General features: G+C 68.9%; 23 protein-coding genes. 6 read left to right on the top strand and 17 right to left on the bottom strand.

Annotated elements, in window-relative coordinates; genetic code table 11:
• Positions 1 to 29: 29 nt before the first annotated feature.
• Positions 30 to 1,325 carry a PLP-dependent aminotransferase family protein gene (locus ACIQCY_RS00365; RefSeq protein ID WP_400481902.1) on the top strand — a complete coding sequence of 432 codons (1,296 nt, stop codon included), beginning with the start codon at positions 30 to 32 and terminating at the stop codon, positions 1,323 to 1,325.
• Between the two features lie 12 nt (positions 1,326 to 1,337).
• Here the strand turns inward: ACIQCY_RS00365 and ACIQCY_RS00360 are convergent, their stop codons facing one another.
• The 7 genes from ACIQCY_RS00360 to ACIQCY_RS00330 all read right to left on the bottom strand — a co-directional run bounded on the left by ACIQCY_RS00360 (position 1,338) and on the right by ACIQCY_RS00330 (position 8,307).
• Positions 1,338 to 1,562: a hypothetical protein gene (locus ACIQCY_RS00360; protein WP_400481901.1), complete on the bottom strand. Its 225-nt coding sequence runs from the start codon at positions 1,560 to 1,562 to the stop codon at positions 1,338 to 1,340.
• Positions 1,563 to 1,572: 10 nt separating this feature from the next.
• Positions 1,573 to 3,231, bottom strand: a complete 1,659-nt coding sequence (locus ACIQCY_RS00355; protein WP_400481900.1) for a 2-oxo acid dehydrogenase subunit E2 — start codon at positions 3,229 to 3,231, stop codon at positions 1,573 to 1,575.
• Between the two features lie 9 nt (positions 3,232 to 3,240).
• Entirely contained in the window at positions 3,241 to 4,215 is a 975-nt protein-coding gene (locus ACIQCY_RS00350) for an alpha-ketoacid dehydrogenase subunit beta (protein ID WP_400481899.1), read from the bottom strand.
• Entirely contained in the window at positions 4,215 to 5,435 is a 1,221-nt protein-coding gene (gene pdhA, locus ACIQCY_RS00345; protein WP_400481898.1) for a pyruvate dehydrogenase (acetyl-transferring) E1 component subunit alpha, read from the bottom strand. Before pdhA ends, ACIQCY_RS00350 begins: the two co-directional genes overlap by 1 nt.
• A gap of 135 nt (positions 5,436 to 5,570) precedes the next feature.
• Positions 5,571 to 6,719 (bottom strand): histidinol-phosphate transaminase, encoded by a 1,149-nt coding sequence (locus ACIQCY_RS00340; RefSeq protein WP_400481897.1) that lies wholly within the window; start codon positions 6,717 to 6,719, stop codon positions 5,571 to 5,573.
• Positions 6,716 to 8,002, bottom strand: a complete 1,287-nt coding sequence (locus ACIQCY_RS00335; protein WP_400481896.1) for a hypothetical protein — start codon at positions 8,000 to 8,002, stop codon at positions 6,716 to 6,718. Before ACIQCY_RS00335 ends, ACIQCY_RS00340 begins: the two co-directional genes overlap by 4 nt.
• Positions 7,999 to 8,307 (bottom strand): hypothetical protein, encoded by a 309-nt coding sequence (locus tag ACIQCY_RS00330; protein WP_400481895.1) that lies wholly within the window; start codon positions 8,305 to 8,307, stop codon positions 7,999 to 8,001. The genes ACIQCY_RS00335 and ACIQCY_RS00330 overlap by 4 nt, the downstream gene beginning before the upstream one ends.
• 175 nt (positions 8,308 to 8,482) lie before the next feature.
• Here ACIQCY_RS00330 and purB point away from each other — a divergent pair, with 175 nt between their 5' ends.
• The 3 genes from purB (at position 8,483) to ACIQCY_RS00315 (ending at position 12,369) form a co-directional block, all read left to right on the top strand.
• The gene (gene purB, locus ACIQCY_RS00325; RefSeq protein ID WP_400481894.1) at positions 8,483 to 9,913 is read left to right on the top strand and encodes an adenylosuccinate lyase; all 1,431 of its coding nucleotides are present in this window, start codon (positions 8,483 to 8,485) and stop codon (positions 9,911 to 9,913) included.
• Positions 9,914 to 9,976: 63 nt separating this feature from the next.
• Positions 9,977 to 10,855: an endonuclease/exonuclease/phosphatase family protein gene (locus ACIQCY_RS00320; protein WP_400481893.1), complete on the top strand. Its 879-nt coding sequence runs from the start codon at positions 9,977 to 9,979 to the stop codon at positions 10,853 to 10,855.
• Between the two features lie 71 nt (positions 10,856 to 10,926).
• Positions 10,927 to 12,369, top strand: a complete 1,443-nt coding sequence (locus tag ACIQCY_RS00315; RefSeq protein ID WP_400481892.1) for a lipase maturation factor family protein — start codon at positions 10,927 to 10,929, stop codon at positions 12,367 to 12,369.
• Here ACIQCY_RS00315 and ACIQCY_RS00310 read toward each other — a convergent pair.
• The 5 genes from ACIQCY_RS00310 to ACIQCY_RS00290 all read right to left on the bottom strand — a co-directional run bounded on the left by ACIQCY_RS00310 (position 12,346) and on the right by ACIQCY_RS00290 (position 16,811).
• Positions 12,346 to 12,912: a 2'-5' RNA ligase family protein gene (locus tag ACIQCY_RS00310; RefSeq protein ID WP_400481891.1), complete on the bottom strand. Its 567-nt coding sequence runs from the start codon at positions 12,910 to 12,912 to the stop codon at positions 12,346 to 12,348. The two genes, ACIQCY_RS00315 and ACIQCY_RS00310, sit on opposite strands and share 24 nt — an antisense overlap.
• Before the next feature lie 48 nt (positions 12,913 to 12,960).
• Entirely contained in the window at positions 12,961 to 13,878 is a 918-nt protein-coding gene (locus tag ACIQCY_RS00305; RefSeq protein WP_400481890.1) for an FHA domain-containing protein, read from the bottom strand.
• A 15-nt stretch (positions 13,879 to 13,893) separates the two neighbouring features.
• Complete coding sequence (locus ACIQCY_RS00300) at positions 13,894 to 14,148, bottom strand: hypothetical protein (protein WP_400481889.1); 255 nt, start codon at positions 14,146 to 14,148, stop codon at positions 13,894 to 13,896.
• Between the two features lie 131 nt (positions 14,149 to 14,279).
• The gene (locus ACIQCY_RS00295) at positions 14,280 to 15,263 is read right to left on the bottom strand and encodes an aldo/keto reductase (protein ID WP_400481888.1); all 984 of its coding nucleotides are present in this window, start codon (positions 15,261 to 15,263) and stop codon (positions 14,280 to 14,282) included.
• Between the two features lie 9 nt (positions 15,264 to 15,272).
• Positions 15,273 to 16,811 carry a cryptochrome/photolyase family protein gene (locus ACIQCY_RS00290; RefSeq protein ID WP_400481887.1) on the bottom strand — a complete coding sequence of 513 codons (1,539 nt, stop codon included), beginning with the start codon at positions 16,809 to 16,811 and terminating at the stop codon, positions 15,273 to 15,275.
• A 134-nt stretch (positions 16,812 to 16,945) separates the two neighbouring features.
• Between ACIQCY_RS00290 and ACIQCY_RS00285 the strand changes: the two genes are divergently transcribed.
• A complete protein-coding gene (locus ACIQCY_RS00285) occupies positions 16,946 to 18,433 on the top strand; it encodes an FAD-dependent oxidoreductase (protein WP_400481886.1) in 1,488 nt (495 codons plus the stop codon).
• Positions 18,434 to 18,451: 18 nt separating this feature from the next.
• Here ACIQCY_RS00285 and mscL read toward each other — a convergent pair whose 3' ends face one another.
• On the bottom strand, positions 18,452 to 18,871 hold the full coding sequence (gene mscL / locus ACIQCY_RS00280; protein ID WP_400481885.1) for a large conductance mechanosensitive channel protein MscL: 420 nt from the start codon (positions 18,869 to 18,871) through the stop codon (positions 18,452 to 18,454).
• A 109-nt stretch (positions 18,872 to 18,980) separates the two neighbouring features.
• A complete protein-coding gene (locus ACIQCY_RS00275; RefSeq protein ID WP_400481884.1) occupies positions 18,981 to 19,538 on the bottom strand; it encodes a TetR family transcriptional regulator in 558 nt (185 codons plus the stop codon).
• A 61-nt stretch (positions 19,539 to 19,599) separates the two neighbouring features.
• On the opposite strand from ACIQCY_RS00275, the gene ACIQCY_RS00270 reads away from it, so the two are divergent.
• Entirely contained in the window at positions 19,600 to 21,189 is a 1,590-nt protein-coding gene (locus ACIQCY_RS00270; RefSeq protein WP_400481883.1) for an MFS transporter, read from the top strand.
• Between the two features lie 22 nt (positions 21,190 to 21,211).
• Here ACIQCY_RS00270 and ACIQCY_RS00265 read toward each other — a convergent pair whose 3' ends face one another.
• The 3 genes from ACIQCY_RS00265 to gdhA all read right to left on the bottom strand — a co-directional run bounded on the left by ACIQCY_RS00265 (position 21,212) and on the right by gdhA (position 24,148).
• Entirely contained in the window at positions 21,212 to 21,565 is a 354-nt protein-coding gene (locus ACIQCY_RS00265; protein WP_400481882.1) for a hypothetical protein, read from the bottom strand.
• A gap of 212 nt (positions 21,566 to 21,777) precedes the next feature.
• Positions 21,778 to 22,746 (bottom strand): TIGR03885 family FMN-dependent LLM class oxidoreductase, encoded by a 969-nt coding sequence (locus tag ACIQCY_RS00260; protein ID WP_400482421.1) that lies wholly within the window; start codon positions 22,744 to 22,746, stop codon positions 21,778 to 21,780.
• A gap of 61 nt (positions 22,747 to 22,807) precedes the next feature.
• A complete protein-coding gene (gene gdhA / locus ACIQCY_RS00255; protein ID WP_400481881.1) occupies positions 22,808 to 24,148 on the bottom strand; it encodes an NADP-specific glutamate dehydrogenase in 1,341 nt (446 codons plus the stop codon).
• Positions 24,149 to 24,447: the final 299 nt, after the last annotated feature.

Below are 24,447 nucleotides of genomic sequence, written 5' to 3'. Positions count from 1 at the left end.
GTAGGTGAACCCGCGCCTAGACTCTGGGCGTGACGTCCTCCAGTGAAGCCTCCGCCGACCTCCTGCCCGCCGAGACCGAAGCAGCTCTCGAACGCGCAGTCGATTCGCACAACCGCCACGAGCAGCTCTTCTCGCTGCGTGCGGCGAACATCAAGCAGTCCGCAGTGCGTGATGTCTTCGACATCTCGATCCGGCCGGGCCTCGTGTCCCTCGCCGGTGGAAGCCCGTACCTGCGATCCCTTCCGCTCGAGGACCTCGGGCGCACCGCACAGACCATCATCGCCGAGCACGGCCTCGAGGCGCTGCAGTACGGCGGCGGGCAGGGCATGCAGGAACTCCGCGAGCTCGTCTGCGAGGTCATGGCGGCCGAGGGCATCGAGGGCGCCAGCCCCGACGACGTCGTCATCACCACCGGCTCGCAGTCCGCCCAGGACGTCGCCGCGAAGGTCTTCTGCAACCCCGGCGACGTGATCCTCTGCGAGGACCCCACCTACGTCGGCGCACTGAACACCTTCGAGGCGTACGAGGTCGACGTCGTCACCGTGCCCATGGACGACGCCGGGCTGATCCCCGACGAGCTCGAGCGCACCATCAAGGAGCTCGAGGCGCAGGGCCGCGCCATCAAGCTGCTGTACACGATCCCCAGCTTCAACAACCCGAGCGGCATCACGCTGGCCGCCGACCGCCGCGGGCGCGTCGTCGACATCTGCCGCGCCCACAACATCCTCGTCCTCGAGGACAACCCCTACGGCATGCTGCGCTTCGACGGCGAGCCGCTGAAGCCCATGCGGGCCGGCAACCCCGACGACGTCATCTACCTCGGCTCGTTCTCGAAGATCTTCGCGCCCGGCGTGAGGCTCGGCTGGGCGCTGGTGCCCAAGCACCTCTACCGCCGCTTCTACCTCGCCTGCGAGGCCGTGGTGCTCTGCCCGTCCCCGCTCACCCAGATGCTCGTGATCGCCTACCTCACGGACTACGACTGGCGAGGGCACCTGCACACCATGCGCGACCTCTACCGGGAGCGGTGCGACGCCATGCTCGGCGCCCTGGCCGAGGAGCTACCGGACGGCGCGCACTGGACCACGCCGGACGGCGGGTTCTTCGTCTGGGTCACCCTCCCCGAGGGCATCGACACCTACCCCCTGCTGTACAAGGCGATCGACGCCGGGGTCGTGTTCATCCCGGGGGCAGCGTTCACGCCGTCGGACGAGCCGTCCAACAAGCTCCGCCTCGCCTTCAGCGCCGTGGCGCCCGAGGACATCGTCGAGGGAGTCCGGCGCCTTGCCCCCATCCTGCGGACGGCCATGGAGGACGTCCGGGCATAGCCGCTCGGCTCGTCAGCGTGGCGGTCGCTTCTGCCGGCTCAGCGTCACGGCGATCGAGATGAGCGCGGCGACGATCACCAGGATGGACAGCCGCGCCACCGTGCCCAGGTCCGGGAAGACCGTCTGGATCACGATGGACGCGATGAACCCGATCACCATCACGAGCAGGAGCCTGCCGACGGTGTAGCGCTGTCGCGGCCCGCGGGCCGGCCCCTCTCCGGGCAACTGCTGGTTCATGACGCCCACCCTAGTCGAGCAGCAGCGCAGGTTCCTCGAGGATGGAGGCGACGTCGGCCATGAAGCGGGCGCTGAGGTCGCCGTCCACCACGCGATGGTCGAACGAGCCGCCCAGCGTGGTGATCCAGCGCGGGATCACCTCGCCGTCGAGCACCCAGGGCTTCTGCTTGATGGTGCCGAACGCCACGATGGCCACCTCCCCCGGATTGATGATCGGCGTCCCGGTGTCGATGCCGAGCGCTCCGATGTTCGTGATCGTCAGCGTTCCGCCCTGCATCTGGGCCGGCTGGGTCTTTCCGGCACGCGCCGTCGTCGCCAGCTCGTTGAGTGCGAGGGCCAGTTCCTTGAGTGAGAGGTTCTGGGCGTCCTTGATGTTCGGGACCATCAGTCCGCGCGGCGTCGCCGCGGCGATGCCGAGATTCATGAAGTGCTTGACCAGGATCTCGTCGTCGGTCCAGGTGGCATTGACCGAGGGGTTCCGCGCGGCGGCCCAGATCACGGCCTTCGCCAGGATCAGCAGGGGCGAGACCCGGATGCCCTCAAAATCCCGGGACGCCTTCAGACGCTTGACGAACTCCATGGTCCGCGACGCGTCGACGTCGACGAAGATACTCACGTGCGGCGCCGTGAAGGCGCTCTGCACCATGGCCTTCGCCGTCGCCTTCCGGACACCCTTCACGGGGATGCGCTCGATGCGCCCGCCGCCGAGGAGCTTGCGGTCCGCCCAGAAGGAGTCGGCCCCGTCCTGTTCGGCGTCGCGCTGCGACTGGTAGCTCATGAGGTCCTGCTTGGTGACCTCGCCCGCCGACCCGGTGGCGGGGACGTCCGCGAGATTGATGCCGAGATCGCGTGCGGCCTTCCGGACAGGAGGCTTCGCGAGGACGCGGTTGATCAGCTGGTTCAGCGGATTGGTCCGTGGGGCCTGCGCCGGCCCCGACCCCGACTCCGACCCTGACGCCGGTGCCGGGCGGGCATCACGGCCCTCGACCGGGGCAGCCTGGGCAGGAAGCTGCCCAGGGTTCCCGATGCTTCGAGCAGCGCCATCGGCGGTCGGCGCGTCGGCAGCCACCGTCGTCGTCGCCGGTGCCCCGTTCAGCCCTGGGCTCGAAGCGGGCTGCGGTTTCCGGGGGCGGCGCTTCACCGCGTCGGCCTTGGGCCCGGTGCCCACGAGCGGTCCGGGTGTGGCCTCGGGAGCGGCTGATCCGGGTGCTGCAGCGTCCGGGGCCGAGTCCGGGTCCCGGTTCGGACCGGCCTGCGGACCCGCGAGTTCACCCGGCATCTCGGGCACGGGCACAGGGGCGTCATCGGCGGGCGCGTCCGCGGATGACGTGGCGGCCTGGCCGCCGTCCTCCTGTGCTGCACCGGCACCCTCGCCGTCGTCACCGCGGGCGGGAGTGCCGCCGTCGTGCCCGCTGACGGGCGCGTCCGCGGTGTCGTCGACGGAGATGATCGGCGTGCCGACCTCGATGGTCTCGCCCTCGGCGACCAGGAGTTCGGACACCGTCCCGGCGTAGGGCGAGGACAGCTCGACGAGGGACTTGGCGGTCTCGATCTCGCAGATCACGTCATTGACCGACACCGCCGCCCCGGGAGCCACCTTCCACTGCACGATCTCTGCCTCGGTGAGGCCTTCACCGACGTCGGGCAGGTTGAACGTATTGAGCGTCATGATGGTCCTTCAGTATGCGAAGGCACGGTCGAGTGCCTCGAGGATGCGGTCGATGTCCGGCAGGTACTGCTCCTCCACGCGTGCCACGGGGTAGGGCATGTGGAAGCCGCCCACGCGGATGACGGGTGCTTCGAGGGACAGGAAGGCACGCTCCGAGATCCGCGCGGCGATCTCGCCGCCGATGCCGCCGAAGGTGGGGGCCTCGTGCGCGACGATCAGCCGGCCCGTGCGGGTCACCGATTCGGTGACGGTGTCGAAGTCGATCGGCGAGATGGATCGGAGGTCGATCACCTCGATGCTCCGGCCGTCCTCCTCCGCCGCCGCTGCCGCCGCGAGGGCCACGGGCACGAGCGGGCCGTAGGCCACGATGGTTGCATCCGTCCCACGGCGCAGGATGTGGGCCGAAAAGGGATCACCCGCCGGCGCCGAGGTGTCCACGTCGCCCTTGAGCCAGTAGCGCCGCTTCGGCTCGAAGACGATGACGGGGTCCTCGCAGGTCACGGCCTGCTGGATCATCCAGTAGGCGTCCTGCGGATTCGACGGCGTGATGATCCTCAGCCCGGCGGTGTGCGCGAAGAGTGCTTCGGGTGATTCCGAGTGGTGCTCGACACTGCCGATGCCACCCCCATAGGGGATGCGGATGACCACGGGCGCGCTCAGCATGCCGTCGCTGCGCGTGCGGAGCTTCGCGAGCTGCGTGGTGATCTGGTTGAAGCCCGGGAAGACGAACCCGTCGAACTGGATCTCGCAGATGGGCCGGTACCCCCGCAGGGCGAGGCCGATCGCCGTCCCGATGATGCCCGATTCGGCCAGTGGCGAATCGACGACCCGCATGGCGCCGAAATCCTTCTTCAGGCCATCGGTCACGCGGTAGACACCGCCGAGTTCGCCGATGTCCTCGCCCATCAGCAGGGTCTTCGGATCGTTCGCCAGCGAAGCGCGGAGCCCTTCGTTGATCGCCTTCGCGATGGTCATCGTCGCCATCAGGAGTGCTTCCCTTCTTCGGCGAAGCCGGCCTCGTACTGCTGGAAGAACCGCAGTTCCTCCTGCACGAGCGGATGGGGCTCGGCGTAGACGGAGGCGAACCGGTCCTCGAGGTCCGGCGCCGTCATGGAGAGCACCGCCTCCCGCAGGTCCGTCGCCATGGCGCGGGCCTCCGCGCCGAGTTCCTCGAAGAACGCCTCGTCCGCCAGGCCTGCTGATCGCAGGTAGCCCTCCAGGCGGGCCAGCGGGTCGCGGGGCTTCCATTCCTGCTCGTCACGCGACAACCGGTACTTCGTCGGATCGTCCGCCGTGGTGTGGGCACTCATGCGGTAGGTGTAGGCCTCGATCAGCACGGGCCCCCTGCCGGAGCGCGCGTGGTCGAGCGCCCAGCGGGTGACGGCCTCCACGGCGACGACGTCGTTACCGTCGACCCGGACCCCCGGGAACCCGTAGCCCTCGGCCCGCCGGGCCAGCGGGACCCTGGTCTGGACCGTCGACGGAACCGAGATGGCCCACTGGTTGTTCTGGCAGAAGAACACCACGGGAGCGTTGAAGGACGCCGCGAAGACCATGGACTCGTGGATGTCACCCTCCGAACTCGCGCCGTCGCCGAAGTAGGCGATGGACGCCGCCGGCGGCAGGGACGGATCGGCGAGCTGGTCGCGCTGCATGCCCATCGCGTAGCCGACGGCGTGCAGCGACTGAGCCGCGAGCACGAGCGTGTAGAGGTGGAAGTTCCGCTCGCGGGGATCCCAGCCGCCATTGGTCACGCCCCTGAACAGGCGGAGGATCTCCGGGAGCGCGACGCCACGCGTCAGGGCGACACCGTGCTCACGATAGGTCGGGAAGGCGTAGTCCTGGGGCTCGAGGGCGCGGCCGGAACCGATCTGCGCTGCCTCCTGGCCCGTGAGGGGCACCCAGAGCGCGAGCTGCCCCTGGCGCTGCAGGGCCGTGGACTCCTGGTCGAAGCGCCGGATCAGGAACATGTCGCGGTACAGGGAGCGCAGGTGGTCCGCGTCGGCCAATGCGAGGTAGGGCGAGAAGTCCACCGGGACACCGGCGATCTCTGCCGTGAGGCTCCCGGCCATGGCGCCGTCCGGGGCGAGGACCTGCAGCATCTCGACGCCCGGCTCCTGCAGGCCCCCGTCATCGGCGGCGTGCGTCGCGCGCACGGCTTCCTCGACCTCGAACTCCGCTGCCGGCAAACGACTGCTGTTCATTCCTGCTCCTCGCCCGACCCTGCACATTCCTCTCGGGGAATGTATGTCGTAAGTCATACACCGAAGAACATATCTTTCGGTGACATACTGACCAAGACTAGCCAGCACAGGCCCTCCGGCCTATTTAAGACGGCCTCAACCAGCAGCGGGGCGGTGCGTGTACTCTCCGCACAGCGCCAGGAAACGGGTGTTGGCCGCTTCCTCGCCGATGGAGACGCGTACGCCCTCCGACCCGAAGGCCCGTACCGAGAGCGCCCGCTGTGCCGCTTCCGCGGCGAAGTCCTGGCTGTGCTCCCCGAGGGCCAGCCAGACGAAATTGCCCTCTGCCTCGGGAACGGTCCAGCCCAGCGCGCGCAGGCCCTCGAGCACCCGGACGCGCTCGTCGACGATCGACTGCACGCGTGCCTCGACGTCATCGATGTGGCGCAGTGACGTGACGGCGGCGTGCTCGGCGATCTGGGAGACGGCGAAGGGGACGGCGCTGACGCGGAGATGCTCGGTGAGCGCCTGCTGGGACACGGAGTACCCCACGCGGAGCCCCGCCAGTCCATGGGCCTTGGAGAACGTTCGGAGCACGATCACGTTCGGGTACTCCCGATAGAGCCCGATCCCGCTCACGGCGTCCGGCCGCCGGACGAACTCCTGGTAGGCCTCGTCGATCACGACCACGACATGCGTGGGTACCTTCGCGAGGAATGCGACCACGTCGTCGTGCGTGAGGATCGGCCCGGTGGGATTGTTGGGCGTGCAGAGCAGGACGACGCGCGTGCGGTCGGTGACGGCCGCGGCCATGGCGTCGAGGTCGTGGGTCCCGTCGGACCGCACCGGCACCTGCACGCCCGCTGCACCGGCGAGGCCCACACTGATGGGGTAGGCCTCGAAGGACCGCCAGGCATAGACCACCTCGTCGGGAGCATCGAAATCGTTCTGCCCGGCGAATGTCGCGAGGATCTGGTTCAGCGCTCCGAGGCTGCCCGCTCCGGTGACGATATCGGTGGCCGGAACGCCCAGGTACCCCGCCAGTTCGGTCCGGAGTGCGGTCGTCAGGGGGTCCGGGTACCGGTTGATCGACGTCTCGGCGGCGATCGCCTCGAGGACGGCGGGCAGGGGTGGCAGCGGGTTCTCGTTCGACGAGAGCTTGAAACTCTCGAGTCCCTCGACGGCGGTGGGAGGCTTGCCTGCCGCATAGCGCGGAAGCCTGCCGAGCACTCCGCGCGGACGGACTCCGGCCACGCGCTGCGCCTCGCCGGACGGTGTTACGGGAAGGTCATCGATCGACGTCATGGCCATAGCCTAGACCCGCCTCCCGGGGCCCCGCGCCGCCTCCGGACCTCCGGCACCGGGGCAGGCCGTGGACCCCGGGTCGCCGTGAAGGAGTAGCGGCGCGCGGTGCCGGTCGCGCCCGCCGTGGCGAGCAGGCCCACGGAAGGAGCCAGTGATGGTGCGCTGCTGGCGTCGATCAGCCGCGCCCCCTCGGCGTAGTTCTCCAGTTTGTGGGCGGGGCCGAGGCCCACGGGTTCCTGCGATCCGTCGTCCCTCCGTGCCAGCGGCGGCACCGGGTTGTCGAGCCTGACCGTCGTCCGGTGGCGGTCGTCCTCATTCGGGGTTGAGTCGAGTTCCGGCACCGCGTCGTCGCGATGCTCGAGATGGAGGTATTCGCTCCGGCCCGTCCCGTGCCAGCCGGTCGGGGAGCCGGCGGTCAGGACGAGCTGCACCTCGTACCGTCCTCCCAGCCGCTGCGAGCCGGCGAGGTTCACCGCATGGAGGCCACCCTGGCTGTAGCCGGCGAGCACCAGGGCGTCCCCTTCCCGGGCGCCCGCCTGCTCGAGGGCCTCCAGGACCACCGCTTCGGTGAAGCGGCTGTCCTCGGCGAGGGCCTCGGCGATCCCGCCGATATCGAAGGGGTTGCTTCCCGTGCCGCCGATGTGCCCTGACTGGGTTCCCGGCAGGACGACGACGTAGACCGGATCCTCGTCGGTCCCCGCGCGCAGCACCTCGAAGGTGCCCGGATCCTCGCCTTCGACCGCGGACAGGCGATCGAGCATGCCCTCGACGGTGCCGTCGAACCGGACCGGAGCGCCCGCGGTTCGCACCCGCAGTCCGATGGGTCCGACGTCGAGCGCTCCCCCATCGATGGCCCCCCGGGCCGCAGCGCGGGCCGCAGCCCCGCCGGCGGCCCGCGTTGCCTCCGTCACCGCCAGCGCGGCGGCGTCAGCCAGGCGATAGGTCCGCAGCGCCGCCCGCAACCTCTCTTCGGTCGACGCCAGCGTGCGGCCGTCCCGCACGGTCGAGGTCCAGGCCCTGTCGAGGTACGCGAGCGCCTGCTGGTACTGGGCGCATGCCACTCCCCCGAGGGGCTGGAGATGCATGACCCGCCATGGGAACTCGGCGACGTCGCGGTCGAGGTAGCCGAGGGCGACGGCGACATCGCCCGTGTCCGCGGCCAGGAGCGCGAGAACCCGGGCCGCTTCCTCCAGTTCCTCCCACTGGAACCGTATTCCGCCCACGCCCCCGCGGACGGACAGTGCGCCGTCCGCCGGGGCCACGGGGCGCAATTCGTCCGTCACCGGCCCGCCTGGCCGTGGAGCGACTCCGCTTCCCGCAGCAGGCGGCCGTAGTCGCCGAGCTCCCGCGCCGCGGTCTCCAGCAGATCGATGGTCCGTGACAGCTCCGCGCAGCGCTCGGCGAGGTAGATCCTGAAAGTGCCGCCCGCCGGAGATTCCCACGACCGCAGGGCGACGGTGAGCGCGCGCCGACGGATGTCGCCGAGCTGCCCGGCATGCCGGAGCACCGCGGCCTCCATCACGGCGACGTCCGCACTGCCGGCCCCACCTGATCCGTAGGCGTCCGCCGCCGGTATCCGACCATCCATCCCCGCACCCCTCCTCCTTCCGTGCTCCCGTGCTCCCGTGCTCCCGTGCTCCGAGGCCCGCGCTTCCCGCCTGCGCCTTCCACGCTAGGAGGACGGCCCGCACGGGCCGGCCGGCCGGCCCGCTATGTGGACAGCAGGGTGAGGTCCCCTGCCCGCTCCGTGAAATAATGGGGCAATGGCTGACTCCGCACTCTCCCGGGTTGAATTCGCTGCACTGTCCCGAGGGGAGGGAACGTCCCTGACCCTGGGGCCGCTCGACGGCCGCTACCGCGAGGCGGTCGCCCCCCTCATCGACTTCCTCTCGGAGGCTGCGCTCAACCGCGACCGCGTCCACGTCGAGGTCGAATGGCTGATCCACCTGACCCGCGGGTCCGTACTGCCCGGGACAGAGCCGCTGGGCCAGGAGCAGGAAGCCGCACTGCGGGCCATCGTCTCGTCCTTCGATGCGCACTCGGTCGCCGAGCTCGGCGAGATCGAGGCCGTCACCGTGCACGACGTCAAGGCCGTGGAATACTTCATCGGCCGTCGCCTCGAAGGAATCGGCATCGGGCACCTGAAGCCCCTCGTCCACTTCGGCTGCACCTCCGAGGACATCAACAACCTCTCCTACGCGCTGGGTATCAAGGGCGCCGTCCTGGACATCTGGCTTCCCGCCGCCCGCAGCCTCGTGGCATCCATCACGGACCTGGCGCGGACGTCGAGGGACACCCCGATGCTCTCGCGCACGCACGGTCAGCCGGCCACGCCCACCACGCTCGGCAAGGAGATGGCCGTCGTCGCGCACCGGTTGACGCGCCAGCTGGACCGCATCGCCGCGACCGAGTTCCTCGGCAAGATCAACGGCGCCACCGGGACCTACGCAGCGCACTACGCCTCGGCCCCGCAGGCGGACTGGCAGGACGTCGCCCGCTCCTTCGTGGAAGGGCTCGGCCTCGGCTGGAACCCCCTCACCACGCAGATCGAGTCGCACGACTGGCAGGCGGAGCTGTACGCGGACGTCGCACGCTTCAACCGGATCCTGCACAATTTCTGCACGGATGTGTGGAGCTACATCTCCATCGGCTACTTCGCGCAGATCCCGGTGGCAGGCGCCACCGGATCCTCGACCATGCCGCACAAAGTCAATCCGATCCGCTTCGAGAACGCGGAAGCCAACCTGGAGATCTCCTCGGCGCTGCTCGACGTCCTCGCGTCGACCCTCGTGACCTCGCGCTGGCAGCGCGACCTGACGGACTCCTCCAGCCAGCGCAACATCGGCGTGGCACTCGGGCACTCGCTGCTGGCGATCTCGAACGTCGCGAAGGGCCTCGCCCGTCTCGACGTCGCCGAGGACGTCCTCGCGGCGGACCTCGACGGCAACTGGGAGGTCCTCGGCGAGGCTGTGCAGATGGTCATGCGGGCAGAGGCGATCGCCGGCGTGCCGGGGCTCGACGACCCTTACGAGCGCCTGAAGGAGCTGACCCGCGGGCACCGCGTGGACGCGGACCGCATGCGCGAGTTCGTCGGCAGCCTCGGTCTCAGCGACGACGCCGAGCAGCGGCTCCTCGCGCTGACGCCGGGCCGCTACACCGGGATAGCAGCGCAGCTCGTGGACCACCTCGGCTGACGCCGCGCCCGCACGACGCCGGGCAGCAGCGAGGACCCACGAGCCGCACCCCGGAAAGGCGCCATGCCACGACCACCTGCAGCACCTGCGCTCCTCAGCGCCAGTGGGACGACCCTCCACGTGATGAGCTTCAACATCCGGTACGACCGCCCTGCCTCCCAGCCCGGCGACGTCGACTACTGGCCGGACAGGATCGCGCCCCTGCAGGACCTGGTGCGCAGGGAGGTCCCGTCGATCCTCGGTGTGCAGGAAGCCCTCCATCACCAACTCGTGGCCATCGAGGCCGCCCTGCCGCCGGCCTACCGGATGATCGGCGCGGGCCGGGAGGGCGGCAGCCGGGGTGAGTACTCACCGATCTTCTACGACGCCGAGCGGCTTCAGCTGCTCGAATGGGACCAGTTCTGGCTCTCGGACACACCGAAGGTCATCGGATCCTCCACCTGGGGCAACGGCGTGACCCGCATCGTGACGTGGGGCCGCTTCCGTGACACCGCAACGGACCGCCAGATCCTGCTCGCCAACACGCACTTCGACCACGAGTCCGACAACGCCCGGGTCCGTGCCGCTGCTGCCGTGCTGGACCTCGTGCGGTTCTTCCGGCCCCGCTTGCCCACGATCGTGATGGGCGACTTCAACACCGACGCCGGATCCTCCTCCGCCTACCGGAGCTTCCTGGCCTCCGGCATCCTCGGTGATGCCTGGGTCCTCGCCAGGGAGCGACTCACACCCGACTACGGGACCTTCCCGCGCTACGGCCCGCCGGTCGAGGGCGGCCGCCGTATCGACTGGATCCTCACGACCCCGGACGTGCTGGTGCTCAAGGCGGCGGTCAACACCTCCACCCTGGACGGCAGGCATGCGAGCGACCACGCGCCCGTCCAGGTCCTCGTCGACATCCCGCGCCAGCGCTCCGAGGACACCCGGGTGGCAGGACACCGCTAGCACGCCGCGAACCTCCGCGGCCCATGGATGCCTCCTTGACCACGGGTCTGCGCGGACAGGACGCTGGATGGATGGAGTGGTTGACCGATGTCCTGGCGGCCGAGGACTACGAGGTGGGCCGGCAGATCGTGCAGCGCGGAGTGGCGGCCGTGTACGTCATCGCCTTTTTGTCGGCGGCGGCCCAGTTCCCCGCGCTCCTGGGCGAGAAGGGCCTGATGCCCGTCCCGGAGTTCCTGGAACGGGCGGGCAGGAGGGCCGGGCCGTCGCTCTTCCACCGCCGCTACTCGGACCGCCTGCTGTTGATCGTCGCGTGGGTGGGTGCGGCCATCGCGGCGTTGCTGGTCATCGGGCTCCCCCAGGCCGGGCCGCCGTGGGTTCCCCTCGTCGCGTTCCTCGGAATCTGGTGGCTCTACACCTCGATCGTGAACATCGGCCAGACGTTCTACGGCTTCGGCTGGGAGAGCCTCCTCCTGGAGGCCGGATTCATCGTCGCCTTCCTCGGTTCCCATGAGGTGGCCCCGCCCCTCCTGGTGTTGCTGATGATCCGCTGGCTCGTCTTCCGCCTCGAGTTCGGGGCCGGCATGATCAAGATGCGCGGCGACCGGTCCTGGCGCGACCTCACGGCGCTGTACTACCACCACGAGACGCAGCCGATGCCGAACCCGGCCAGCCGCTTCTTCCACCTGCTCCCCAAGCCCCTGCACCGCCTCGAGGTGGCCGGCAACCATGTGACGCAGCTGGTGGTGCCGTTCCTCCTCTTCGCCCCGCAGCCCGTCGCAGGATTCGCGGCACTCATCATGATCGTCACGCAGGGCTGGCTCGTGCTCTCCGGCAACTTCGCGTGGCTCAATACGCTGACCATCATCCTGGCCTTCGCCGCCGTCCCCGATTCCTTCTACGAAGCGGTGTTCCCGGCCCTCGACCTGTCCGGCGCCTACCAGCCGACCCCCCTGTGGTTCCTGGTCGTCGTCGTGCTCGCCATGCTGTTCCTCGCCTATCTGAGCTGGCCGTCGCTCGTGAACCTGTTCGCCCGGCACCAGCTCATGAACGCGAGCTTCAACCGCTGGCACCTCGGCAATGCCTACGGGGCGTTCGGGAGCGTGACGAAGGTGCGGTACGAGGTGATCGTGGAGGGAACGCTCGACGACGTCGGACCGGGGGCAAAGTGGCGGGAGTACGAGTTCAAGGGCAAGCCCGGGGATCCGTCCCGGATGCCCCGCCAGTTCGCGCCGTACCACCTGCGGCTCGACTGGATGATGTGGTTCCTCGCCCTCGGCTCGGAGCGTGGCTGGTTCACGCCGTTCCTGGTGAAGCTCCTGCAGGCTGACCCGCTGATCCTGAAGCTGCTGCGGAAGGACCCGTTCGACGGCGCGCGGCCCCGCTACGTGAGGGCGCGGATCTTCCTCTACCGCTTCTCGACCCGGGAGGAGAAGCGGTCCACGGGACTGTGGTGGATCCGGGAACCCCAGGGTGTCCTGGTGCACCCGGCGTCACTGCGCGCCGAGGTCCCCTGAGCCTGCGAGCGGGGCGATCCCGCCCCCACCGAGCAGGATCAGCCGCTTCTCCCCCGCCTCCCAGCGCCGCACGATGCCGCCGCCGAGCCGTGTGGGCGGCCTGTTCCTGAGGATCTCGAGCGCGGCCGCCACCTGCTCCGCGGTGAGGCCGTGGGCGAGGGTGATGTGCGGCGTCCATGCCCCGGGGACCGTGGTCGGCACCACCTCCGGCACACCGTCCAGAGCGGACCAGATGCGGCGGTGCAGGCCGGCGAGTGCGGTGTCCGTCACCACCTGCCGCGCGAGCACGAACTTCCGTCTGGTCGGGAAGATCAGGAATCCTGCGGTCGCCAGCTCCCGCGGGGAGCCCGCCGCGGCTGCTGCGAGGTCGCCGTCGTACCGCTCGTCGATCCGCGCCGCGGCCGCGAGCGTGATGTGGGGGCTGTTGCTCGAGGACTGGTGCCGCGACTGGTTGGGCAGGCCTTCGGCCTCCAGCGCAGCCCAGTCCTCGAGCAGGAGGAGATCCGACGGCGGATCCAGCAGCAGTTCGACGCTATCGGCCATACCGCGCGCCTCCTGCTGACACCGGCGGATCCCCGACCTGCACAGGGGTCAGCGCGGCTGCCGCCGGAAGTCGCCGATACCCGCCGAACCGTCCACCTCGGTGGCGCCTGTCCGCGGATTGCGCTGCGGACGCTGGTAGGACAGCTCTCCCCCGTTGCGTCCGCCGAAGGGCCTGCCGTGGTCCGCGTACTCCTCCCGGAAGAAGGCGAGCGCCCACCCGCCGAGCTGGATGCGCGCACCCGTGCGGAGCACGGAGGGCTCCCTGCCGTTGACGCTGCCCGTGATCGGGCCGCGCGGGTGCAGCACGTACTCGTCGTCCTCGGTGTGCACCACCTCGGCGTGGAGGTCGTCGAGCCCGGCGAGCCTGAGCATGGCGTCCTCCCCGCTCCCGATGGTGGTCCGATCGCCGGAGAGTTCGAACTCGCGTGGCACCTGACCGTCCCAGCGTGCTGAATTCTGCACGAAGATCAGCCGCGGCCGGCCGCTTCCGGGCACGTAGTGCGTGGTCGTGATGGTCCGCCTGATGCGGCGGTTGACCGTCGGTACCAGCGGGAACGGCGTGGTGGGCGGGAGGAGCGACGGCGCATCGCCCTTCTCGAGTGCGCGACGGCTGATGCCGAGCAGCGGAGCGAGGGTTCCGGGGGAGCCCAGCCGGATGTGCGGCGAGCGGGTGATCAGCCGCTGCGTCAGGGAGGGTTTCACCGCGCCGACGCTCACCAGGAGCCCCTTGGGCCCGGTGACCGTGATCGAGAGTCCGCGCTCGGACAGTCTCTTCGCCACGGAACGGACCTGCCCGATGCTGGGGAGGTTGTTCCCACGGAAGGACGCCGGATCGTCGACGAAGATCTCGATGGAGGTGCCGGCGGCCTTCACGGTGCCCGACAGCCCTGCTTCCGGCTTGCCGTCGACCGCCGGTTCACCCAGCGAGAAGTCGATGTCGATATCGAACCTGAGTGTCGAGGCCATGTCGCTGGAGGCGGTTCAGCCCGTGAAGGAGCCGGAGCCGCCGGCTGCGTTGTCGCTCGTGGTGATGCGCAGCGTCCCGTTGAACTTCCAGGTGGCCCGGGGGGCGTCCGGGCCGATATCGCGCGGGACCTCGACGGTCATGTCCTCGAGCGTGTAGTTGATCGCGGCTCCGCGGCCGGTCAGGTAGGACCACATCTCTTCGGCGAGGTCCGTCCAGTCCCGGATGGTGTGCGATTCGCCGGCGCTGACGGGTGAGGTGTTCTCGGTCATGTCGATTCCTTCATCGGTGATTCAACAATGACAGACGTCCTCTAACTCCGTCTGACTTCGGTAGTGCACAGGATAGCCGAGGTCGCTGACATACGGAACCCGCCGCAGCGGGGCGGGTTCCGTACGGCAGGTCACCACTTGGGGTGGACGGTGGCCCTGAAGTAGCGGTCGTAGATACCGGCGACGGCGGTGCTGATCTCGGCTCCCAGGCCGGTGTGATCGGCGGCCGCGGCGTTGGCCCTCGCCTGTTCCGGATTGCGCGCTCCGGGGATGACCGTGCTGACGCCGTCCTGCGCGATGATCCAGGCGAGCGCGGCCTGTGCCGTGGTCACGCCCTCCGGGACGAGGTCGGCGAAGTCCAGCGCCGCCTGCAGGCCGGTCTCGTAGTCCACGCCGGAGAAGGTCTCGCCGACGTCGAACGCGTCACCGTTCCGGTTGTAGTTCCGGTGGTCGTTCTCGGCGAACGCGGTGTCCTTCGTGTACTTGCCCGAGAGCAGTCCGGAAGCGAGGGGCACACGCGCGATGATGCCCACGCCCGCCGCTGTCGCGGCCGGCAGGACCTCGTCGAGCGGCTTGAGGCGGAAGGCGTTGAGGATGATCTGGACGCTCGCTGTGTTCCCGCGGGCGATCGCCGCCAGCGCCTCGTCGGTGCGCTCGACGCTGACGCCGTAGTTCTTGATGACGCCGTCGCCGACCAGGGTGTCGAGGGCGTCGTAGACCTCGTCGGAGCTGTAGACGGCCGTCGGCGGGCAGTGCAGCTGGACGAGGTCGAGGGCATCGACGCCGAGGTTCGTCCGCGAGCGGTCGATCCACTGGCGGAAGTTGGCCAGCGAGTAGTTCTCGGGGGTCTGGTCGACGCGGCGGCCCATCTTCGTGCCCACGAAGATGTCGAGGTCCGGATTGTCGGCGAGGAAGGACCCGATGGTCGCCTCGCTCCGGCCGTCGCCGTACACATCCGCCGTGTCGAAGAAGGTGACGCCGGCTTCGACGGCGGCATCGAGGACGGCGATGGCGTCCTTGTCCTCCACTTCACCCCAGTCCGAGCCGAGCTGCCAGGTGCCGAGGCCGACGACGGAGACGGGACGGCCGGTTCTTCCAAGGGTTCGTTGTTCCATGATTGAAGACTATAGGCCGGGCAACGTGGCCTCCGTCACCGGCATCCTCGGCACGGCTTGCGGCGCTTCCGCCGCCGTCCGCCCACCGTCCGCGAGCCACCGCGCGGCCTCGTGCCGCAGCTCCGCACGCCGCCCGGCATCCATGCGGTCGAACAGCACCACGCTCATGCGGGACCTCGGATTGCGTGCGAACAGTTCCCGGTGGTCGCCCACGAACTCCCAGTAGAGGGCGTCCCAGCTGAAGCGCCAGGGACCGTCCTTGAAGTCGCTCATCTTCCTGATGTAGTTGCTGCCGCTCACATAGGGCTTGGTGGTGATCATGCTGCCGGCCGCGTACTGGCTCATGGCGTACACATTGGGCACCATGACCCAGTCGTAGGCGTCGATGAACATCTCCATGAACCACTCGTAGACGGCATCGGGCTTCGCGCGCATCAGCAGTGCCGCGTTGCCGAGCACCATGAGGCGCTCGATGTGGTGGGCGTAGGCCGTGTCGAGGACACGGGTGATCACGGAGTCCACGGGTTCGAGGCCTGTCTGCCCGGTCCACCACCGCTGGTCGAGGTCCGCGGTGAGGCCCAGCGTGTTGCCGGTCCGCATCTCCCTGCCGCGCAGCACGTAGGACGCCCGCATGTACTCCCGCCACCCGATCACCTGGCGGATGAACCCCTCCACGCTGTTGATCGGCGTACCGTGGCGTTCCGCGAAGTCCAGGGCGAGGTCCACGACGTCGGCAGGGCTCAGGAGGCCGGTGTTCATGCTGGAGCTCAGGGCGGAGTGGAACAGGTAGATCCGGCCCTCGGCGATCGAGTCCTCGTACGGTCCGAAGAGCTCGAAACGCTCCGTCAGGAAGACCTCCAGCGCCTCGAAGGCCTGCCGGTGCGTGACCGGCCAGTTGAAGGACTCGGCGTTGCCCGGGTTGTCCGGGAAGGCGGCCTGCACCCAGGCGATGGCGTCCGCCACGGCCGGCGGCCGTTCGAACTCGGGCGGGTCCGGCAGGGCGAGCTTCCTCGGCAGCCTCCTGCGGTTGTCCGCGTCGAAGCTCCATTTCCCGCCCTGCGGGGAACCGTCGCGCTCCACCAGGACGCCCAGCCGCTTGCGCTGCCACTCGTAGAAGCTCTGCATGCGCCAGTTGTGCGACGAGAAGTAGGTGGCGAGCAGGTCGCGCGGGGTGAGGAACTGCGGGGTCTCGAGGACGCGCCCCTCCACGCCGGCGTCGGCGAGGGTGCGCTTGAGCCGCCGCTCGAGCCAGTCGTCGACGACGTCGTAGTAGGTCACGACCGTGGCTCCACGGTCCGAGAGGAGCTCCGCGAGCCGTTCCTGGCTGGTGGACTCCGCCGACGTCTCCACATAGTCCACCGAGAACCCCGCGGCCTCGACCCGGCGTGCGAAGAGGGTCAGGGAGGCGCGGTGCAGCACGAGTTTCTGCTGGTGGAACCGGAGGCTGCGGAACAGGAGGTCGTCCTCCAGGAACACGAAGTGGGTGTCAGGGGAGGCCCCGAGGTGCTCCTCGAAGAGCTGGTGCGGGAGGACGAGCTGGACGTGCACGGCAGGTGCCTTCCTGGAGGAGACGATCGTCGGGCGCCACCCTAGCGCCCGCCTCCGACAGGGCGCGGAGCCCTTGACTGTAAGCAGGCTTAGTGGTTGCGTGGGATGACCGACCGGCTCCTGAAGGGACCACCATGAGATCTCTCTGGCTCGACACCGCCCCGCACATCCCGTCCGATACGCTGCAGGACGGCGCCGCGTACGACTCCGTGGTGGTGGGGGCCGGACTGACGGGCCTGACGACGGCTCTCCTGCTGGCCCGGGCCGGCCACCGGGTGGCGATCCTCGAGGCGCGGACCGCCGGAGCGGTGACGACCGGCAACACCACGGCCAAGCTCTCGCTCCTCCAGGGCACCAGCATCTCGACCATCCTCAAGCACCACGACACCGAGCTCGCGCGTGCCTACGTGACCGGCAACCGCGAGGGCCAGAGCTGGCTGTTGCGCTTCTGCGACGAGCACGGCATCGGCTACGAACGACGGGACGCCGTCGACTACGCGACCACCGACACCGGTGCACGCAAGCTCGCCTCGGAGCATGAGGCCTGTGTCGAGGCCGGCCTGGACACCGAGCTCGGCAACGCGGCGACACTGCCCTTCCCCGTGCGGAAGACGCTGCGCCTGAAGGACCAGGCGCAGTTCCACCCGCTCGAGGTCCTGGCCGGACTGGCCTCGGAGTTCCGGCGGCACGGCGGCTCGCTGATCGAAGGCGTCCGTGTGGAGGGGGTCGCGAAGACCGGGTCCGACGGCGTCGAGCTGAGGACCAGCGCTGGAGCGGTGACGGCCTCGAACGTAGTGCTCGCCACCGGCATCCCCATCCTCGACCGCGGCGGCTATTTCGCCGTCCTGCAGCCCATGCGCTCGTACTGTGTCGCCCTGACGGTCCAGGACGACGTCCCGGAGGACATGTACCTCAGCGCCGACTCCCCCACGCGGTCGCTCCGCACCGCCGTCGTCGACGGCACGAAGTACCTGATCGTGGGCGGGAACGGGCACAAGACCGGCCACAGCTCGAACACGCAGGCCAAGGTGGACGACCTCACGCGCTGGGCGCAGGAGTACTTCCCGACGGCGCGGCCCGCCTATGCCTGGTCCGCCCAGGACTACGCGCCGGCCGCAGCGGTCCCCTACGTGGGCAAGGTCCCGGCCGGTGGCGGGCACATCTACGCCGCGACGGGCTACAACAAGTGGGGCATGACCAATGCGGTGGCGGCGTCCCTGGCCCTCTCCGGCGAGATCCTCGGAGGCAACATGCCCTGGGCCCAGACGCTCTACCGGACGAAGGTCAGCCCGGCGGACGCGCTGCAGACGGCGCAGGCGAACGCCGTCGTCGGGATGGAGATGGTGTCCGGGTGGCTGTCCGGCCTGGCGAAGACCGGCACATCCGCACCGGCTGAAGGCGAAGGGCGCGTCATCCGCGAGGGCGCGCGGCCCATCGGCGTCTGCACGGTCGACGGCGTGCAGCACCGCGTCTCGGCGGTGTGCCCGCACCTGCGCGGCATCCTCAACTGGAACGACGCCGAGCGGTCCTGGGACTGCCCGCTGCACGGCTCGCGCTTCTCCGCGGACGGAAAACTGCTCGAAGGACCGTCCACGTCGGATCTGGCGGACACGCGGCGGTAGCGTCGCTCTCCTGCGTACTCACTGCCGGACGTCCCGGGCGGCCAACTCCTTCAGGAGGTCGCGCATCTCGGTGAGCAGGGCGGTGTCCACGGGGATGGGCCGCTCCTGCTGCTCCTGGGGGGCGGCGAGGGCGCGCAGGCGGGCGTTGGCGCGGTTCATCGGCACCACGAACAGGAAGTAGACGACCGCCGCGGTGATGAGGAAGGTCACCGCCGCCGTGATCACGGCGCCGATGTCGACGAACGTCGCATCATTGCCGGGACGGATGCGGAAACCGAGGCCCACGGCGTCGATGCCACCCGCCGAGGCGATGACCGGGTTGACGATGTTCGCCGTGAACGCCCCGACGAGCGCCGTGAAGGCGCTGCCGATCACCACCGCGATCGCCAGTTCGACGACGTTGCCGCGCAGGATGAAGTCCCTGAAACCCTTGATCACGTGATGGTCCCCTGCTCGATGGTCCTGCCGGATGGAACTGCACGGACCACTCTAGTGAACGGCGGCTGCACCGGACCCGTTCGCACCCCTTCGGCACCTGCAGGGACCGCTAGGAGGCTCCGGCGGCATGTCCGCGTCCGGCGACGATCAGGTCGACGACGTCGAGCAGTTCGTCGATCTCCGCGCGGCTGGTGCGCTCGGAGCCGGCTGCGGCGAAGAACGCGGCGTCGTAGTAGAGCCCGTCGCCGAGCAGCTTGATGGCGCGCGCCGTGGTCCGGTCCCCCAGCTGATGTTCCAGGGCGTCCAGCCACCGGTCCTGGATGTCCCCGAGGGAGGCCTTCGCGATCGGGTGGCCCTGCTGCGCGAGGCGGGCCATCGAGACGAGGGCCCGGTCCAGCGCACTGTCCTCGAAAACCGACGTCCGGATGTAGTAGCGCGCCGCCCCGTCCGGAGCCGAGGTCATGGACTCGCGGTCCTTGTCGGCGAGGCCCTGGAGCCGCTCCGCAAGGCCTTCCACGAGTGCTTCCTTGGAGGGGAAGTGGTACAGCAGGCCGCCCTTCGAGACCTCGGCGGCGGCAGCGACGGCCTCCATGGTGGCGGCCCTCTCGCCGTCGCGGATCAGCGCGTTTTCGAAGCTGTCGAGGATGCGCTCGCGGGAACTGGACACCCCCTGATGATACCGGTCACGTTTGTTGTACTGTACCGGCTGGACGGTATAGCTTGGAGGCATGACCTCTTCACCTTCCTCCTCTGCACGTGTATCCGGGGTGAACCCGCGTGCCGCCTCCTCCTCCCCCGTCTCCCTTGCCGGTCGGCGCGAATGGTTCGCCCTTGCCGTGCTGATGCTGCCGGTGCTGCTGGTCTCGGTCGACAACACCGTGCTGAGCTTCGCGCTGCCGGAGATCTCGCGCCACTTCGCCACGAGCGGCACCATGCTGCTCTGGATCGTGGACAGCTACCCCCTGGTCCTCGCCGGACTCCTCGTGGCGATGGGCAGTTTCGGTGACCGCTTCGGCCGGCGCCGCCTGCTCATGATCGGCGCGGCAGGCTTCGCCCTGTTCTCCGTCGCGGCGGCCTTCGCCCCGACCGCCGGATTCCTCGTGGCGTCCCGTGTGGGCCTCGGCGTCTTCGGCGCCATGCTCATGCCCTCGACGCTGTCACTCATCCGCAACATCTTCACGGACAGGAATCAGCGCCGGATCGCCATCGCCGTCTGGGCCGCGGGCTTCTCGGCCGGTGCCGCCCTCGGCCCCCTGCTCGGCGGCGCACTCCTCGAGCACTTCTGGTGGGGCTCCGTGTTCCTCCTCGCGGTGCCCGTCCTCGTGCTGATGCTCGCGCTGACCCCCGCCGTGGTCCCCGAGTCCCGGGACGCGAACCCTGGGCGCGTCGATTACGCCAGTATCGTCCTGTCCATCGCGACCATGCTGCCGGTCGTCTACGCGATCAAGAACCTCGCCAAGGGCGGGCCGCTGCTCGTCTCGGTGACGGCCGCGTTCATCGGGCTCGCGTCAGGAACGGTGTTCGTGGTGCGCCAGCTCCGGCGGCGTGATCCCATGCTCGACGTCCGCCTGTTCACCGTGCGTGCCTTCACCGGCGCGGTCCTGGTCAACCTGCTGGCGATCTTCTCGCTCGTCGGGTTCCTGTTCTTCGTCTCGCAGCATCTGCAGCTGGTCCTCGGCTACAGCCCGCTCGATGCCGGGCTCGTCCTGCTGCCGGGCCTGTTGGTGACGATCGTCGCCGGCCTCGCCGTCGTCCCGCTCGCCCGCCGCCTGGCACCGCACGTCGTCGTCTCGGTGTCGCTGCTCTTCTCGGCGGCCGCCTACGGGATGATCGCCTTGTTGGGCGAGGGTGGGTCCGCAGGTTTCCTGATGGTCGCCTTCGTCGTCCTCGGGGTCGGCGTGGGTGCGTCCGAGACCGTCTCGAACGACCTGATCCTGTCCACCGTGCCTGCCGCGAAGGCGGGTGCGGCGTCCGCCGTCTCCGAGACGGCCTACGAGGTGGGCTCCGTACTCGGCACGGCCGTGCTCGGCAGCATCCTGCTCGCGTCCTACCAGCGCAACCTGATGCTCCCCGCAGGCCTCAGCAGCGCCCAGGCGGACACCTCCACCGAGACCCTCGGCGGCGCCGTCGAGGTCGCCACGCACCTCGGTCCGAGCAGCGCATCCCTCCTGCGGGATTCGGCGTTCTCCGCCTTCGACAGCGGGGTGACCGTGACCTCCGGGATCGCCGCGCTGCTCATGGTCGGCGCCTCGGCGCTGGCAGCATGGAGCCTGCGGAGCAGGACGACGCTACCGGACGGAGCTGCGGCCCGCCGCTGAGGGCGACGGCGGCAGGGGTTTCTCAGGCGGATGCGCGGCCGGAGTCGAGGTCGTGCTGCACCGACTTCGCTTCGAAGAACTCGCACAGCGCCGCAGCCTTGGTGAGTTCCTGCGCAAGACCCCGGAGCTTCCGGGCAGTCATCGTGAGATCACGCTCGCGTGGCCCGAAGTTCACCGTCCAGTCTGGGGCGCCGGGACCCACCGGGTGGAGGTAGACGTCCGAGGGCAGATCACCCATCCGCATCACGACCAGCCCGGTATCCGCCCCTGCACCCTCGTCATGCGTCAGGACTTCGATCACACCCGGCGATCCTTCGCCCGCCCCGGCGTACTCCTCGACCCACTGCTGGAGTAGTTCCTTGCTGCGATACGGCACGATGAAACTCCTTCGATGGTCAATCCACACCTGTGCGGGCAGGAGTCCGCGATGCCACCGTCCTGTGGGGTCCCCCACCAGGTGGCGCCCTTTTCGAGGCGTCGCGACCGTTGCTCCTTCTGGCCCTGCTCCAAGCGTGCCACAGCGCGCAGCGGCCCGTGGCCAGGTTCCCCCCTTGGCGGTGTCAGGACGACCAGGGACCGACGTCGCCGTCAGGTGTCGCGGACCTGCGGCAGGACGTCCGCGCCGAAGGCCTCGATGAAGGCGCGCTGGTCCTGACCGACGTGGTGGAGATACAGCTCGTCGAAGCCCAGTTCCGCGTACTCATGGAGCCACTGGGCATGCTGTCCCGTATCGGCGGAGATATTGACCGTCCCGCCCACCTGCTCCACGGAGACCCGCTCCTGTTCGGCGTACTCATCGAACTCCAGCGCTGTGGCGATGTCCCACGCCGCAGGAGGTCCGACGGAGTTCGTGCGCCACTGGTGCATGGCGATCGACGCGGCCTCGTTCTCCGTCGCCGCCCAGCTGAGGTGAACCTGCAGGACCGCCGGGCCGGTGCCCCCTTCCTCCCGGTAGGCGCCGAGGAGTTCCTTGAGCCGCTCAGGAGGTTGATTGGTCGTGATCAGGCCGTCGGCCCAGGTTGCAGCCCGACGTGCGGTCTCGACCGACATCACCGGACCCAGAAGGGGCGGTGGCGTTTCGGGCAGGTCCCACAAGCGGGCCCTGTCCACCGTCACCAACCCCTGGTGGGTGACTTCCTCCCCCGCGTGCAGGCGCCGGATGACCTGCACGCACTCCTCGAGGCGTTGTTGCCTCACTTTCTTGTCCGGCCAGGGGTCGCCGGTGATGTGTTCGTTCATGTTCTGGCCGCTGCCCAGAGCCATCCAGAAACGTCCCGGGAACATGCCGGCCAGGGTGGCGGAGGCCTGGGCCGTGATAGCAGGGTGGTACCGCTGGCCCGGGGCGGTGACCACGCCGATTCGAAGATCGGTGCTGGCAAGCGCCGCACCGAGCCACGCCCAGGCGAATCCTGCGTGTCCCTGCGTGAGGGACCACGGTTCGAAATGATCCGAGCACATGGCCGCCTCGAACCCCACCGACGCGGCCGACCGGACATCCCTCAGGAGCCGCGCGGGCGAAATCTGCTCATGCGAGGCATGAAAGCCGATGGTAGGCACCATCAGCCCCTCCTTTCCTGGCTGTGGCCCCGACCACCGATCCGTCGGTGGCGGGGGCTGTTCACACGACTCCGAGTGCGAGCATGGCGTCCGCGACCTTCACGAAGCCGCTGATATTCGCACCGGCCACATAGTTCCCTGGCATTCCGTATTCCTCAGCCGTAGCCGCGCACCGGTGATGGATGCCGACCATGATCTCCATGAGGCGCTCCTCCGTGTGCTCGAAGGACCAGGAATCACGGCTGGCGTTCTGCTGCATCTCCAGCGCGGAGGTGGCCACACCACCGGCGTTCGCCGCCTTGCCCGGACCGAAGAGGACCCCTGCCTGCTGGAAGACCTCCACCGCCTCCGGAGTGCAGGGCATGTTCGCTCCTTCAGCAACGGCGAGCACCCCCGAACGGACGAGTGACCCGGCAGCGGCTTCGCCGAGTTCGTTCTGTGTGGCACAGGGCAGCGCGACCGTCGCCCCTACGTCCCAGATCGAGCCGTCCGCCACGAAATGGGCGCCTGACCCTCGCCGGTGCGCGTACTCGGAAATCCGCCCGCGCTCGATCTCCTTCACCTCACGCAGGAGGTCGACGTCGATGCCGGCCTCGTCCACGACGTAACCGGAGGAATCAGAACAGGCCACGACGGTCGCGCCGAAGTGTTGGGCCTTCGCGATGGCATGAACCGCCACGTTCCCGGAGCCGGAGACGATGACCCTTTGTCCCTCGAACCCGAGGCCCTTGGTCAGAAGCATTTCGCGCGCGAACAGGACTGCGCCGTAGCCGGTCGCTTCAGGACGCACGAGGGATCCGCCCCAGCTGATGCCCTTCCCGGTCAGCACCCCCGACTCGTACCTGTTGGTGATCCGCTTGTACTGCCCGAACAGGTAGCCGATCTCCCTTCCGCCGACCCCGATATCACCCGCCGGCACATCGGTGTATTCGCCGATGTGCCGGTACAGCTCCGTCATGAAGGACTGGCAGAATCGCATCACCTCTGCATCGGACCTGCCCTTGGGATCGAAGTCCGAACCGCCCTTGCCCCCGCCGATCGGCATCCCGGTGAGCGAATTCTTGAAGACCTGTTCGAAGCCCAGGAACTTCACGATCCCCAGGTACACCGACGGGTGGAACCGCAGGCCACCCTTGAAAGGTCCCAGGGCGGAATTGAATTCCACCCGGAAGCCCCGGTTGATCTGCACGGTCCCCCCGTCATCGATCCACGGGACACGGAAGATGATCTGCCGCTCTGGTTCGCAGAGCCGCTCCAGCACCGCCGCGTCCACGAACTCGGGGTGTTTCAGCAGCACCGGGCCCAGCGAGTCGAACACCTCGATCACGGCCTGATGGAATTCCGTCTCACCGGGGTTGCGCCGGAACACCTGATCACGCACAGCGGACAAAGCCGGATCCATGGAATCCCCTGATCTCGAGAACGGGGTCCTCCGGCAAACGAAGGACCAGTGCCTCCCGTCCCGCCTCCGGGACCCGAGGATGGGCGCCCGTTGGAAGGACCGGGGGACACTACGTGCACTGTATATCGCTGCTTCCTCCAGTGCTGCCCCCTTGTTGGGCATTGCGCTTCACGCCGTGCCGAGCACGTGCAGACATCGGACCAACCATTAGCCTTCCGTGTTGCCTATCTTTCTAGCAGATAAAGGATTCACGCAGCATTTCGCTAGATGAATGAGATATATCGGCGACGAAAAGGGTT

Source organism: Arthrobacter sp. NPDC092385, from assembly GCF_044755105.1.
Taxonomy (GTDB): domain Bacteria; phylum Actinomycetota; class Actinomycetes; order Actinomycetales; family Micrococcaceae; genus Arthrobacter_D.
This window is presented reverse-complemented; position numbering and strand designations above follow the sequence as displayed.